Annotated in this window: 15 protein-coding genes; all 15 read left to right on the top strand. The window is 39.1% G+C overall.

Annotation, left to right across the window (positions count from 1 at the left end; all coding sequences use genetic code 11):
- The first annotated feature begins 151 nt into the window (after positions 1 to 151).
- Positions 152 to 427 (top strand): hypothetical protein, encoded by a 276-nt coding sequence (locus tag AACH28_RS04620; RefSeq protein WP_286801870.1) that lies wholly within the window; start codon positions 152 to 154, stop codon positions 425 to 427.
- Entirely contained in the window at positions 424 to 1,788 is a 1,365-nt protein-coding gene (locus AACH28_RS04615) for a hypothetical protein (RefSeq protein WP_313236129.1), read from the top strand. Before AACH28_RS04620 ends, AACH28_RS04615 begins: the two co-directional genes overlap by 4 nt.
- 11 nt (positions 1,789 to 1,799) lie before the next feature.
- A complete protein-coding gene (locus AACH28_RS04610; protein ID WP_313236131.1) occupies positions 1,800 to 2,843 on the top strand; it encodes a DUF6712 family protein in 1,044 nt (347 codons plus the stop codon).
- A 1-nt stretch (position 2,844) separates the two neighbouring features.
- Positions 2,845 to 3,255, top strand: a complete 411-nt coding sequence (locus AACH28_RS04605; RefSeq protein ID WP_288637216.1) for a hypothetical protein — start codon at positions 2,845 to 2,847, stop codon at positions 3,253 to 3,255.
- Complete coding sequence (locus AACH28_RS04600; protein WP_288637214.1) at positions 3,212 to 3,673, top strand: lysozyme; 462 nt, start codon at positions 3,212 to 3,214, stop codon at positions 3,671 to 3,673. Before AACH28_RS04605 ends, AACH28_RS04600 begins: the two co-directional genes overlap by 44 nt.
- A 148-nt stretch (positions 3,674 to 3,821) precedes the next feature.
- The gene (locus AACH28_RS04595) at positions 3,822 to 4,343 is read left to right on the top strand and encodes a hypothetical protein (RefSeq protein ID WP_313236134.1); all 522 of its coding nucleotides are present in this window, start codon (positions 3,822 to 3,824) and stop codon (positions 4,341 to 4,343) included.
- Between the two features lie 132 nt (positions 4,344 to 4,475).
- Positions 4,476 to 5,195, top strand: a complete 720-nt coding sequence (locus AACH28_RS04590; protein WP_313236136.1) for a hypothetical protein — start codon at positions 4,476 to 4,478, stop codon at positions 5,193 to 5,195.
- Complete coding sequence (locus AACH28_RS04585; protein WP_313236138.1) at positions 5,185 to 5,718, top strand: hypothetical protein; 534 nt, start codon at positions 5,185 to 5,187, stop codon at positions 5,716 to 5,718. The genes AACH28_RS04590 and AACH28_RS04585 overlap by 11 nt, the downstream gene beginning before the upstream one ends.
- A complete protein-coding gene (locus AACH28_RS04580; protein ID WP_313236140.1) occupies positions 5,690 to 6,520 on the top strand; it encodes a hypothetical protein in 831 nt (276 codons plus the stop codon). Before AACH28_RS04585 ends, AACH28_RS04580 begins: the two co-directional genes overlap by 29 nt.
- On the top strand, positions 6,517 to 6,987 hold the full coding sequence (locus AACH28_RS04575) for a hypothetical protein (RefSeq protein WP_313236143.1): 471 nt from the start codon (positions 6,517 to 6,519) through the stop codon (positions 6,985 to 6,987). Before AACH28_RS04580 ends, AACH28_RS04575 begins: the two co-directional genes overlap by 4 nt.
- Before the next feature lie 137 nt (positions 6,988 to 7,124).
- The gene (locus AACH28_RS04570; protein WP_286801858.1) at positions 7,125 to 8,711 is read left to right on the top strand and encodes a hypothetical protein; all 1,587 of its coding nucleotides are present in this window, start codon (positions 7,125 to 7,127) and stop codon (positions 8,709 to 8,711) included.
- An 8-nt stretch (positions 8,712 to 8,719) separates the two neighbouring features.
- A complete protein-coding gene (locus tag AACH28_RS04565; RefSeq protein WP_286801856.1) occupies positions 8,720 to 9,088 on the top strand; it encodes a hypothetical protein in 369 nt (122 codons plus the stop codon).
- A gap of 2 nt (positions 9,089 to 9,090) precedes the next feature.
- Positions 9,091 to 12,414: a hypothetical protein gene (locus AACH28_RS04560; RefSeq protein WP_313236147.1), complete on the top strand. Its 3,324-nt coding sequence runs from the start codon at positions 9,091 to 9,093 to the stop codon at positions 12,412 to 12,414.
- A 153-nt stretch (positions 12,415 to 12,567) separates the two neighbouring features.
- Positions 12,568 to 13,056, top strand: coding sequence for an N-acetylmuramoyl-L-alanine amidase (locus tag AACH28_RS04555; protein WP_341832350.1), 489 nt, complete (start codon positions 12,568 to 12,570; stop codon positions 13,054 to 13,056).
- A gap of 1 nt (position 13,057) precedes the next feature.
- Positions 13,058 to 15,130 carry a hypothetical protein gene (locus tag AACH28_RS04550; protein ID WP_341832349.1) on the top strand — a complete coding sequence of 691 codons (2,073 nt, stop codon included), beginning with the start codon at positions 13,058 to 13,060 and terminating at the stop codon, positions 15,128 to 15,130.
- The last annotated feature ends 67 nt before the right edge of the window (positions 15,131 to 15,197 follow it).

The following is a 15,197-nucleotide window of genomic DNA, read 5'->3' as shown; positions in this document are numbered from 1 at the left end:
TTTGGAAAAAATAAATTGTTTAAATAATTGATTTATAGTGTTTTGATATGTTTTTAATGAAGTTTTTTGAAACATTAATACTAACAGGTTGAAAATCAGTTGAAATATGTTCTTGTCGTTTCTAATGGACTTATTAAATAGATTTTTGAGCATGGATAAAATTTCTTACACGGAAATGCTCAAGATACTGGATCGCTGCCGATATCAGTCTTCAGACGAAACGCTATCAATAACTTTTTTGAAATGCGATCGCAAGCGTGGAACTGGAGGGCAATGGCAAACGATTGAAAAGGCGCAGATTTGCGGCCTGCCATATTCAGTTAGAGAAAATGAAATGCGTGGTATTGTTAACCTGGAATCAGGTATCAAGTCAGCTTTTCATATCCAGTTAGTTTTCGAAATAAATGGCAAACGCGTTTTCAAATGAGTACTAGGCATACACAATTTTCCAGTGATGGTTTTCCGCTATATTCTTTCAGAGAAGGAAGTTCTGTAGTTCTAACAAATGCTTCAGCTGGTAAATCCGGGGAATCAGGCATAGCAAATTTTTCTACTGTCCTTCCAAATAAAAATGAGTTTTCCGGGGGACGTGATTGGGTACCATGGGGGAAAAGTGATAAGTTTCCTGATGAAATGTGGGCTATGGTGCGCAAAAGTGGCGTAGCCATGAGCGCGCTAAGGCTTTTGAATCTAAAATTGTTCGGTCAAATGGTTGTTCCGGCTATTCCTAGAGAATTAGACGATAACAATCAGATGAAATATGACCTTGTAAAGGATCAGGATGTGCGCGATTTCTTTAAGCGCTCCAATTTCGATGTTACACGGCTGGCAATTATCCAGGATTATAATGCATTGGCAAACTCATTTCCATTGTTGATGCTGAATGAGGACCGCTCAAAGATTGTCCGGATCGGGCATGATAAGGCTAGAAAATTCCGATATCGTCCCTACAATGAAAAAAGTGGACGAATTGAAAAAGCTATGCGATCGGCAAACTTTCCTTCACCTGCAGATGACTATGACGAGTTTGATGTGATTGATTCGCGAGACTGGTTTTCGGAAGTTGATCGCATCAAATATGTTGAGAAAGGTCATAATTATGTTTTCCCTACGTATTATCCTGATCCGGAGTTTGATTACTATTCCTTGGCTCATTGGGATGGCGTTCGCTCTAATGGCTGGCTGGAGATATCCAATTCTATTCCATCTTATAAACGAGCAATCTTTAGAAATCAAGCAGCTATTAAGTATCACGTAAAGATTTCCATGTCTTACTGGCTAACCAAATATCCTAAATGGGCATCAATGGGTGAAGCTGAAAGGACAAAGGCCGTAAATGATCAGTACGATGAAATGGACAAGTATTTAACCGGTACCGAAAATGCGATGAAAACATTTGTTTCATTCTTCGATATTAACAAACTGAATGGTACAAGCATTCCTGGTATCGAAATCGTTGCGATTGATGATAAGTTGAAGTCTGACGCTTATCTGCCTGATGGCGCAGCTGCCAATGCCGAGATTCTTTTTTCAATGTTGGTTAATCCGGCAATATTTGGTCTAGGTATGCCGGGCGGATCGTATGGTGGAGCCAACCAGGGAGGGTCCGATATCCGGGAGTCCTGGTTAGTGATGAATGCCATTAATGCTGCTGATCGTGCAATCATTTATCAAATGTTTGAATTTGTCCGGGATTACAACGGTTGGAATCCTGACATGACGCTTTTAACTTTGGATAAAGTGTTGACTACTACGGATACAGGTAAGGGAAGTAAAATTGTTAGTTAAGGAGGTGATTTATGAGACTATTTTCAGATATCAATGAGATCAAGCAAAAAGTAACCTTAAATGATACTATAAAGCTACAAGAAATTCGTCCTCAGATAAGCAGGACCGAACGCTCCCAGATACAGCCTTTACTCGGCAATGAGTTCTATAATGAATTGGCTGAAGCTTACGCAGCAGCTTTAGCGATTTTGGAGACAAAGCCTGAAGCTGAAAAAAAGAAAATTAAAGATTCCGGTACCCAGTACTTGTTGATGACCGAAAAGTATTGGCCTGTAATGGAAATCGTGCAAGATGCGATCGCTAACATAACTTTCATGAATGCGATTGATCAGGTTCAGGTGAGTATCGGAGCCACCGGAGTCTCCATTTCTGTCAATGATACGAAAAAGACTGCTTTCCAGTGGCAGATTGATAATCTGAAGTACCAATTTGCCAGTGACGGTTTTAATGCGCTCAATGAGCTGCTACTTTATCTGGAAGCAAACTTGACTGATTTTCCGGTATGGGCAGCTAGTGAGGCGTACTTTGAACAAAAGAAATTCTTTGTTGAAACTGCTGAGATTTTTTCTGAAAACTATCAGATCAATGCTAACCGGATGACCTATTTGACACTTCGATACATTATGAAGCGTGTTGAATGGAATGATGTCCGGACAAAAATCAGCGAACCGCTTTTTTTGAAACTGAAGGAGAAACAATTATCCGGATACACCACCAAAGAAAAGATTCTGCTGGAGCGCTTTCTTATACCAGGAATTGTATTGCTGACCGTAGCGAAAGGTATTGTCGAGCGCGCAATAGAAGTCACTGATCTTGGCGTTCAGATCAATCTGTATACCTATTATGTGACCTTGAAGGATGCCCGTAAAAAAGGCGGAGACAGTGAGCGCGAAAAAATGATTGAGCAGCTCACGAATGATGGTAATAAATATTTAGATGAAGCAAGAAATTACATCGACGCGAATGAGGCGGATTTTCCGGATGCGAGGGATGTTGAAACGGAAATGAGTTATAGAGTAATTAATAAACCTGAAAGCGGAATTTTTGGAATGTAATATGGAAAACGAGCAATTCTCACTTATGCAGCTTGTCATGGCTGTAATTAGCTCTGGAGTTTTATCAACAATCGTAACCTATTGGACGAGCAAAAAGCAGACAAATGCTGTGATTGAGCAGACGAATGCCACTGTTGATGAACAGGTGCGGACAACTTATGGAGAAATGATCAAAGATCAACGCACGCAGATCGGGTTTCTTCAGGATCAGATAGAAACGGCTCTCAAAAGGGAGCAGGAGTATATCGCGCTTTTAAATAAAGCTAATAGTCTAACAAATTCGCTCTCTGCAGAACTTGCGGCTTGTCAGTTGTCTATTAAAAATTTGGAAGCAACAAAATTGAAGTACGAACAAAAATTAGCCTCTTATGAAGATATCGCAAAACGCGCTGAGACTCGTCAAGGGGTTTGAGGAGCTTAGGCTTAACGCCTATTTAGATAACTTCGGTGTTTGGACTTTGGGCTATGGTACAGTAAGATGGCCAGACGGCCAAAAGGTACGCCAGGGGGATCGTATCAAGGATGAGGCTGAGGCGAGCGATCTCCTTAGATATTCGCTTATTTCTCCGTCCAGAATAGTAAACTCTCATGTGGATGTAAGGTTAACCCAAAATCAGTTTGATACTTTAGTATCAATTGTTTATAGTATACGTGGTTTAGCTTTCAACCGGTCGAAATTGCTAGGACTTTTAAACAATGAAGAGTATTTCAAAGCAGCTGATGCAATTCTCGAAATTCCAGCCGAAAAGTGTCGCATGAGATTTAATAGGGAATTAGGACATTTGAAACGTAGACGCTTGAGGGAGCGTGAGTTGTTTCTAACAATATAGGTTTGTTATTGTTGGTGATTTATTGCAAATCTGATCCGGGAGTGAAATTAAGGACAAATTTTGCTCCTGGTTCTCAATGTTAAATAATGGTTCCTGGTATATATGCGTGAGGGCGGTTTTTGGTTGGCCACCCTCTTTTGATCAAGTTATGGTAAGGCTATATTCTTTCATTCTTCTATTACTATCCCTGACTGGGTGCAATCTGTTTCGTAAGAAAACGGAGAGCACCCTTTTTTCTGCTGGCAGGGATAGCTCTTGGCGTATCACTAGTGTTTCAACACTGCAGGGAAATTACACTGTTAAAAATAGCTCCGGATCAGTAGCGCTTGAAGCTAGAGGCTTTGATGAGTTCAATATCAATAAAGATGGGAATATTGATGCTAAAGGCAAAAACGGTGTATTGATTTACACCGGAACCACAAAAGATTCCTCGGCCACTGGAGCAAGTTATATAAATAACACCTCCAGTAATTCAGGACATATCCAGGATTCTATTAATCTCAATGAGCAGGTACATGTGGATGCTGGAGCTAAAGTCGATAAATGGTTTTCGTGGTGGTTCGTGGTTGGGGGAATTATCGTGGCCATAGTTTTGATTTTAGTTTTTTCAAATGTAGGTTGGCCAGCCATTTGGAACAGAATAAGGGGAATGTTTAAAGCAAAAGCATGAGATATTATTTCTTGTTTTTTAGTTTTTGTCCGGTCTACGAAAAATTCATTGAATTGGAGATTTCCAAAATTAACGTTGTGCCGGCTCATTTATCAAAAGAGTATTATTTAGGTAAAGGATTTAACCTTGGTTATGAATAAGGAGGAAGCTTTGCAGTTTATGAAAGATGGCTCTAAAATCAGCCATGAATACTTTCAGCCTCACGAATGGATGACGATTCAGGATGGGGAAATTCTCTTGGAAGATGGTGTAAAGTGTTCCCTCGAGGAATTTTTTTCCTGGAGGTCTACAGGTTGGGAAGAGGGCTATTGCTTCTTTTCAGAAAAAGATCAAAAAGCTTATGAGCGTGCGAAGCACCATAATTCTTTGGTTAATTCCTTGAGTTTAGCAGAATTGGAAGCAACACCATTTTATCTCTGGGAACATATGGGGCTTCTTAAAGAAAGAATGGCTGAATCTTCCGAAAAAAGTGTCCGGGCAATTTCATTACTAGGAGGATCAGCTTCATTGGCTGGAGAATCTATGATGAAATTTTCTAAGGCAATGGCCATGTGTGGTCCAGTACTGGCCGATACCATAGCGTGTGGAAAAGTGTTGGATGCGTGGCTACAATCCGAAGAAATTGCAAGTAGATCTTTCACTGATTTTTTTATTGAGAAAATAGGATACGAAGGTAAAACGCAATATGATGTCGACAAGATGATTGCTGAATTAACCCTGGAACGAGGTGTTGGTAAAACTTATTCAGATTGGTTGAAGGAGAAGGGAGTAAAGTATTGTGAATTTATGACAACCTTTTGGGTTAAAGAGATGGCTATATTAGCCGTGAAAGGAGTTGATAATGGCGCATAGGTTTGTCGAAGTATTTAGGGAAAATGTTCCTATAGCGGTACGTTTGCAGGACCTTTTGAAATATGTTGAAAAAGCCAGGGAGCTTCGTTGTTATGAAATGAGGATCATAGTCTCATTTGATCCGGCGAATCCGGGAATAACCTTAATTTTTGGGAGGTTGATTATAAATGATCGGCTGAAAGCAGGAGTCTTTTTCCCTGACTTCGATCATAGAGTTCTTGTTATCCCTGGAATCGACATGAGTGAGAAGCCATCTATGGGGGATTTTATTCAACCACATTTATCTGACGCTCTTAGTGCGGAATCTTTCAGAACACTCAGATGGTTGGAATTTGCTGAAGAAGTGCCAAAATTTAAGCGTCGGCTTTTTCTGAATGATCATCCAAACCTTGAATCAACGTTTGCTGAGACTTCACTTAAAAGTCAAAAAGAATTTGAGAGAGAGTATTTATCTAGTCCTCTGCCTGAAGAACCTGAAACATTAAATGATAAAAATGGAAAAACTAACAATAACCGGCGCTGATCAGGAATGGGTGGCCGATGTACCTCAGAGCTGGGATGAAGTCCCGTTGAATCTATATCCGAATCTTGCTCAATTATATCTCAAAGAACTGCCTCGAATGACGATCAGTGATAAGTTGGTAAGAGTATTGTATTTGTTAGCCTGGAGTGCAAAAGATGGAATTGACCGGTTTGATCTGCCACACCTTCAGCAAGCTTTTAAATTGGTTGAATGGGTATTTAGTAAAGTAGAGATCAAAATCAACATACTTCCGGAATTTACACATAATGGCATCCGTTATTTGGGGCCTGATCCGCTATTGGGTAATATGCGTTTTGGCGAATTTGTTATGGCCGAAACATATTTTATCCAGTACTGGGAACATAAAAATCCGGAAACATTGAATAAGTTGATTTCGGTTTTGTATAGACCAGAGGGTAAGGGCGCAGCGCATGAGATTGGAAATGTAGAATATTGCGGTGATCTGCGTGAAAAGTTCAATTCTAATTTAACTGAATTCCGGGCTGAAGAACTTAAGGATCTTGATCTGTCTATTAAAGACGGTATTTATTTGTACTATTTAGCTTCCAGGTGGAAAGCTTTTGACAGTTATCCTCATATTTTCCCAAAAAAGAAGAATCAGAAAATTGACACGCCAAAACAGAAAGCGCCTCGTTACGGTTGGTTAGGAACTTTTGATGACCTCGTAGGTGAAAAAGGGCGTACAGCAGAAACTTTGGAAAATGAGTTTGTACATACGACACTAATGAGTTTAGAACGGGGTCAGATTAAATTTAAAGAAATCAAGAAGAATAGAAAATGACTTTAACACGGTACATGGAGCTCATTACAGCATTCGCAATAGCGGATCCTGATCTTCTGCACACTGAAGAAGCTCCAGCTATTTTTGATTGTAGTGCAGATGAAGCTGCAGCAATTTTACAGGATATTAGTGACCGTATGGTTTTACTGGTTCCTCCTTATGCAAAAAGTCCGAAAAAGAATAATGCCAATGGTAATATTTGGCTGAAGGAGGGCCTTGTTGTATGTGTACAATTTGTTCCAGTGGATAATCGTGAACGCAAAACAGAGATTACTGATAAAGCGGAGCGCGTTTTGGATCGGCTATATTTTTACCTTAATCGATTAAGATCTGCTCCTCCGGTACCAGGACAGGAACCATTTATGTTCGATCCGCAAATTTGGAATGGAGATTCGATCGGCCCGATCGGTGAAAATCATTTCGGTTATTATGCTGAGTTGGGAATTAGGGATAGTATCAAGTTGTAATTTTTTTTAATTTGTTTAGTTAGGCCGCTGATGAGATATCACCGGCTTTTTTATTTACCGTATTTCTCATATTGTTGTATCCCAGTTTACCAATTAATTGTCGTTTCAAAATTTATTTTGAGAGCCATCTTTGTGATATGGCAATTTCAATCGTTAAGCAACCCAATAAAGTCTCCTGGTCGAGAAATCCAATAGTATTTGAATTCCATACTGATCAAGTAATTTTAGAGGCTGGTCGTCCTTTGATATTTACTTTGGACTTTAGCCAGGTTGATAATGTCGTAGATAGTGAACTCCATACTCCTGAAAAAACTTATTATTATTATCTTGATTGGTCGTTCACTTTAATTGTAAAACAAACGAAATTTCTGTTCTCATGTGAATATGCGAGTCCTATTAACAAGTTTAAAATTCCTCATCGAATTGGTCCAACTGAGACAAAGCAAGATTGGTTGGTAAAAGTTAAGAATGCAATACTGAATGCATTTAACCTGTCATCTTTATTTGTTGGAGAGGTCGACGGTCAGAAAATCAAGTTTAGCTCAATTGAGAATGATGTTTCTTTAGATGTGCAAATTCAAGATGTTACTAATGATCTTGCTGTGGCTATTGAGACACCTCAAACGCCAGTGTCAAAAAATTATACACCTAATCTTAAAATTTTTGTAGAGCTTATTGCGATCGATCTTTCGTTGGCTGAACGCTCTGTTGTTTCTGCGGCTTTAGTTCCTGATATCAATGGCAATGCCTCTTGGGATTTCTCAAAACCTCTATCCTCGTTGTGTCTAAGTGACGGACCAGATATCTTATCGGTAGAGGATGTGGGTATTGTAAAAAGCAAATGTATCAAGCAATTCTATTTGAGAGCAACAGAATTATCCGGAGAGCCCCAAGGTCCCAGGACTTCAGTCGTTACGGATCTGTTTTTCGCCGTTTATGGAGGGCTTCCAAAAAACTTGCAAAATTTAAGTTTTGGAGAATCAATTTCAGTAAATGAATCAGTTCGTTTTCTCTGTACAACTCAAGACAAAAAAGTAATTCCTGACCAACCGAATTGGTTGTCCTGGTTCAATCTAAATGAAACATATACGGAAGTCAAAGTGGAGGTTGAAGTGGTTTACAGTGATGGGATGCCGTTCTCATTTACAGCTTATTCAATTGTTGAAATTAAACAATTTGAGAAGGTAATTATTCCGGTTGGACTCGTTCAAATAAATGCAAATACCTATTATCCAGAATTGGATATCGTCTCATATAAGGTTTGGCTGCATGCGGAGGGTAAAAAGATTTCAAATATAATTCGATTTTTTGTTGATGATACATTACATCAATATCAGCGTGTCTTTCTTTTTCAAAATTCTCTTGGATCCCCTGAGACGCTTTTCACTTCAGGGAAAAAAGCTATTTCCTACGAAATTGAAAAGAGTAATGCTATTATATCTCAAGCCGGAACGTTTGATCTGAAGAAAGGCGAGAATATTGACCTGGATATTGTTCTTGAGAATAAGGAGAAAATCAGTTCTGGATATAAATCATATTCTGAAATCGTTGGCTTTCGTGATTTTATTTTAAGTCGTTGGAAACTGGAGCTGTTCAAGAAGGAATGGTGGCCAGTGAATATTTCATCATCATCCATCGATGAGTCTCAAGATGGAAACGGTCTATTTGCTGTGTCATTTGAAATTAGTAGCCAACATTCTCAAGAGCAATTTTTTGATAACTAAATATTGATATGGATTATAATATAGATCTAAATGAGTTTGATATTACTCTCGTCCGGGGGACTACTGAAGAATATCAATTTTGGGGATGGGAAGTGATCGAGAAAGACACTGGTGAAATCGTGCCTTTTAGCTTGGCCGGAAAAGAAATTCGTGTACAGTTCAAAGACGATTTAAACGCTTCGGAAATAGCTCTTGAACTTACTAAAGCAAATGGAGGCCTAACGATCGAGCCGACAAAATTGACTATGAATTTTGGATTAAATACGATCGAACTTAAAAAGGATGTGTATTTCTATGATATCCTTGTAATCGACGGTACCGAGCGGACAACATTTGTCAAGGGAAAATTAATATTAACCGGAATTGTAACTAAATAATAATGGCAAAATCATATAAAGTTTCCGTATTCGCAGGAACAAAAGTTGTCGCGGATATGGCTCAGCAGGTAAAGAATGCAACGATTGAGGCATCGATTCAGGTCAAAACAATTAAAGGGGGAGCGACCTCTGCCACAGCTACAATTTTGCCTCCTGGCCCTGCTGGAGCAAACCGAAAAATGGAAGATGTGGAAGGATGGTTTGTAAATGGAACATCTGCTGAACCCCCTGTTTCTACGGGTACGGCATGGGAAGCACCTGCAGGAAAGAAAAATACTAACTGGTGGGACGGTACTACCTGGAGCTTAGGAAGCAGTGTGCCTTTGCCAAAGGGAGCTGATGGAAACAAAATAAACCTTTGGTCAGAATTAGAAAAACCAGTTGAAAAAAATTCTTTTGTTTGGCACAACAATAATGGTTGGTTTGCAAACAAACAGACTGATCAAGAGCCAAGTGATGAAAGTGAAGACTGGGTTAATATTTTGCACTTAAATAAAGTGCATGGGACTTTAGGTTTTGATAAATTTGTTGATGTTTTTTACACATCGATAAAAAAAGACAAGTTTTTATTTCATGGACTAACAAATTCCGATGGAAGTCTATCTGAAAATGTAAATTTCAGAAGCCTTTTAAATCAGCCTGTTAAGAAAGGAGATTTAGTCGTTGTGACAACTTTTGGAAATTCAACAGGAGCGTTGTTGTACGCCTTATTTAATAAAAACAAAGTCTTTTTAAGGGGGGAAAATAATACGGGTTTATCAGGTTTAAAAACATTCTATATTAATGTAGAAGAAGATGGATATATCAATGTTTCATATCACTATTATACTGAAACCGAAGCTCAACAACCATTTGTTGAAGTCCTTATACCTGCCTTAGATTATAAAAGAGATATTGAGAAACTTTTGAAAAACAGTAGAAATCTATCTGTTAAAAACTTAACTGGAGCGGATTTTTTTGAAAGAAAATTTATATACAACTACTATGGCGAAGGTTACACGAATGTTAATTCTACTAGGTGTATATCAGACTTGATCTTTGTACCGAGAGATACAAAACTTACAATATACTTAGCAGTTGACAACATATCACAAGGAGTTGCACACTTTTTTAATCGAGAAAACATTGAAGGAATTGATTCTTATCATGTTGCTAAACCACAAAAAGTTAATCAATTAGAAGTTATAGAGTACACTACATGGCAGGACTCATGGGTAATTTTCCAATGTGAAAAAGAATTTTTAAACGATGCTTTTGTTCATAGAGATGATGTTGAGCCAATTTATGCAACTCCTGATGATTTGTCTGAGGTGCATAAATTGAATGAGGATCTTTTACACAACTCAACGTCAGTTGTTAAGAATTTAACTTCAATAGACTTCAAAGATAAAAACGGAAATCTAAATTCCTATGGACAATTCTATGAGATGTACAACACCAACAGACGGATAACAGATCGGTTTTTTGTTCCTAAAGGCTCAATAATTGATTTTCAAATCGGTACGGATACTTGGGGACAAAGGACTGTCCATCTTTACGATTCTGAAACCGCTGAAACTTCTTATGAGAGTCATGGAGCTTCCGCCGATAATGAACTCTATAGAGGTAAAGTATATGTCGCTAAAGACTCATGGTTGGTTTGTCAGACATCTACAAACCAAGACTTAGAAAGAACTTTTGTCAATATATCCACCTCAGAAGACATCTTTGAGAAATCAAGACCTTACAATTATGATTTGTATGTGCCTAATTATGTTTTTGGTGTTAATTCTGGTAGTGGAGAACCTCGTGAATATTTCACTAACATCTATGCCGAGTCAATCGTCAGAAAGAAATTGTCTGTAAAATTGAATGGCGGGCTAAAAGCATCTCTTCAAACTCATGTTCGTAATGATGTGCCTATTGAAACGATTCCTACACAAATCGAAATAACAAGTTCAAATGATAAGGCAATTGAGCAATTTATCAAGTTAGATTATATTCGAGCAAATCGAAAAAACGCACAAAACAAACCTATTTTGATGCTAATGCTAGGAGATTCTATAACTGACCAAGATGTTGATTTTTTTGATAAATCAGGAGGAGGGACAATTTCAAATTTTGTTGGTCAATTTTTTGAGATGGACAATAAAGATGTCGGTAATATTACTTTTAAATCATTAGGCACAAAATCTCCATCCGATAGAACTATTAATTATAAAGGCGAAGATATACGAGTTAAAACCAAATCCGAAGGACGTGGAGCATGGGCGGCATTCACTTATGCTATGCTGCCAAAACTTGGTAATCTGATGATAGATGATTTAGTCTCAGAACATAATATTCTTACATCACAGGCACTATTTTCACTTCTGGGTTTAAAAACTAAAACTCCTTTTGATAGTGAAAGTTCTACTATAAATAGAGAGTGGGAAAACACTTTTGAAAATAACAATGAGATATTAAGTACTCCTTTTGGTCGATTTAAGCCTGATATTGACGAACATCTTTGGAAAGTTTTGAAATTAAGATGGGGGTATAAATCTAATTACACGAGCTACGAAGGCAATCAATCTGCAATTTACAATGAGATAAACGAGTTTCTTTTTGGTCTTAATGGTAATATTCAAAATCCAACAGGAGGAGTAAGTTTGAACCCAGACAATCCTTTTTTTGACATCAAGGCTGCACAGGCTTATTCGGGCGCTCATATTTGGAAATATCCAACAGCTTTTAGCTTACAGGCTTGGCTGGATAGATATAGAACTATGGATGATCTTGGAGTGAGGTTGACAGGTAATGCTAACCAAACTGTTGTAGGTTCTGATGGTAAATCCTACAAGATTGGCAGCAAGGTTAGTAACGTTAATGAGTTTGATGTAGCGACTCCTACACACGTTGTAGATGCTCTAGGTACTAACGATAGTGAAGGTTATACATATACTAATCAAATAGGTGTTAATTTATTGAATATAATAAAATCACATAATAACACAATTCAAATTGGATTTAGTTATAGCCGACATTCAGGAGTTTACTCTCCAGGTGAATGGGCCGATTACGGATTTATGAATGATAGATTCCCGACAGGTAAATTCGCAAAAGATAATTTTTTTAAAGAGTACTTAGGAGATTTGAATTTATCAAGGCGGATTAATTATATACCAACATTCTTCACTCAATCTCCATTATCAACAAAAGACGAGCGCTATGCGTACGACTTAGACGATACGATAAGTGGCACAAAAAAAGCGATAGCAGGAATAGATATTACCCATTTTTCTGCGACAGCAATGCGCTCGATTGCTTATCAGTTGCAAGCATGGATTTATTGGACTTTACAATGATATGGATTAAATCCTTAAGTAAACAATAATAAAAGCCCCTTCGGGGGCATAAAAACAAAAGAGGGATGAAGACCGGGAAAGAATCAATACAATATATCCAAAGAGTCGGGGAGAGATGCTCATTGGATACTTTGTAATTAAAAATATAAATTTATGCAAGTAAAAAGCAATCTACTATACAATAACGACGGAACTCCAGTTGGGTTCCGTCCGACTCTAAACAAAGGGAGCGTAATCACTCCAATTTACATCGTGATGCATTACGATGCAGCACCTAATTCAACCAGTGCGATCAACTGGATGACAGATCCGAAGAGCCAGGTGTCGGCACACCTGCACATTAGCCGGGAGGGGGTAGTTACCCAACTGGTGCCGTTCAATTTAAAAGCCTGGCATGCTGGAGTGAGTAAGTGGAGAGGTTTAACCGGGTTAAATTCCTATAGTATCGGAATCGAGCTGCAGAACACCGGTTCTCAACAATACACGGATGTGCAGATCAATGCTGCCATCGAAGCATGCAAGGCGATTATTGCCAATTATCCAATCAAGGAAATCATTGGCCACTCGGATATCGCTCCAGGAAGAAAGCCTGATCCAGGGCCACAATTCCCTTGGGCAAAGTTCAAACCGCTAATTAAATAGAATGACTCTACCTTTTGCAATTATTACGGATGATGGCGTCGTGCTGGATGTTTCGCCGGACAGTAAATTGACCGTGGAATTCGTTGCGACGACATTTAATGAGGAGACTGTTCTGAAGGGCTCATACACTTATCCGGTGACTTTTCCGCCGACCGAGAAAAATGATATGGCTTTGGGCTATGGCCGGTTCCTTGAGAACCGACTAGGCCGAAAGTCCATCGACGTGAATATTTCGCTGCTGGGTATGTCCTGGAAGCGAGCGAAACTGGAGTACGATATTTCTGCGCGAAGCAAGTACGAGGGTTATTTGACGATTGACAATTCAATCGTAGCTGACCTGATGAGGGATAAGACAATTGCTGAAGTATTCACCACGACGGTAAATTCAAAGTTTGTTTCGCATAAATCGATCCGGATCGATGGGCCAGGGGCAGGGATCAATGATAAAATTGTCGCTATAAACAGCTCGATAGGCATCTATCCATTTTGTATGCCGACCTATTTTAATCCTATGGCCGATGGCAAACTCAAGATTAAAAATGATGGGTCGAACAATATTGATTTCGAACAGTCTGTAATTAATGATTTTTCGGAGGGGTATACTATAAAAGGGGGAACTAGGTTGTATGGTGCATTTTTCTACTTGACCTGGGTGATCAAAGAAGTTTGTGGTTTTCTGGGTTTTCAGGCTGAAGGATCTTATTTGGATGACAGTTTTATAAAATCACTGATCATAGACAATACCGGCACCAGGACTGGCGATGATATTTTGGCAAATGGTATGATAAACCCTGCGCAGCACTTGCCCAAATTGTCAATTGCAGATTTTTTCAAAGCGATCCGGAATGATCATCGTGTGATGATCTATTTTGACTCACAGACCAAAAAGGCCTACTTTGAGAAAGCGACCAAGATATTGTCCGAACCTAACCGGTTGGATATATCAGGTATGCAGATCAAAGACTCTGTGTCGATTAAAAGGCAGTCAATTAGTGCCTATAAATTGCTTGCTAAAGTAGATGACGCAGATGAAATGTACAAGGCGCTGCCATATGAAGGATCGGTTATTGTGGGATATACGGATTCATTTAAAGAGGTGGAGATGGCCATCGGCCAGCCGTTTATGTGGGCTGAGAAACTTTGGAATATTGAAAATGTTCGGTTGCCCCGGAAGACACAGATGGGCAATTGCTATGGTGTCGCCCTAAATGAGATGCCGGCATACAATGCCGATAATACTTATGGCAAAAATTCTTTCGCTTTCCGGCTGCTTTCCTATAAGGGTTCGGTCGGATTTGGCGGTCCAGTATGGATCGCTGAAGCTACAGCGGATGATATCGGCAATCTGAACAGAACATTTAATAATTCGCTAACTCTGGGCGGTGAAAAGGGGGTGATCAATCGCTTTTCTTTGGCATGGTATGCTTATTACTGCATCTCTGAGCAGGTGGAAATCTCAGCGAAGTTTGATGTAATTCAATTTATGGCGATTAATCCGCTGCAAAAATTGCTGGTTGCAGATGTAAATAAAGCGAAAGTGGAGGCACTGATCGATAAGGTTACATTCGAACCGGCGAATAATTCAGAGCGCATCGATGCGAAAGTGATCTGTTATCCGCATTATGATCTGAATGCAATTGCATCCGGATTTAGGGTGGTTGTCAACTCTCCTGAGACTGTTACGCCGGAAGGGAAACTTTATGCCAGGGTATTGTTGAAAAATAAGCCTAACGGCAATAGTTATCGAACATATGCAGATCTTGTTTTAGAATTTTATCAGGATAGTCAGATGTCCATACGTGCAATCTCAGTGAATAACCTAAACGTACATGTTGACAGAAGGATTGTCAACGTTGATGATCAGTCCATCCGGGAAGAGGGGCCGTATAATGATTATGTGGTATCTGAGAATGTAGTTGTCCTGGCTTCAAATGTCGATCGATATTGGTGGAGATATAACGGAAGGGATGCGCTGATGTATTATATGGTGAGCGATCCTTCTTTGTTGCATGATAAATTTGAAATCATTGGCCACTGGGTTCTTCAACTCGATGGACAGTATGTTTCTTACTAACCATGTTTTATAGTTTTGATTGACGGCTCCTTCTAGGGGCCGTTGTCGTTTCATGCAAAAATTCCGG

The organism is Sphingobacterium thalpophilum, assembly GCF_038396785.1.
GTDB lineage: Bacteria > Bacteroidota > Bacteroidia > Sphingobacteriales > Sphingobacteriaceae > Sphingobacterium > Sphingobacterium thalpophilum_A.
Note: the sequence above shows the minus strand (reverse complement) of the source record. Positions and strands in the feature narration are given on the sequence as shown.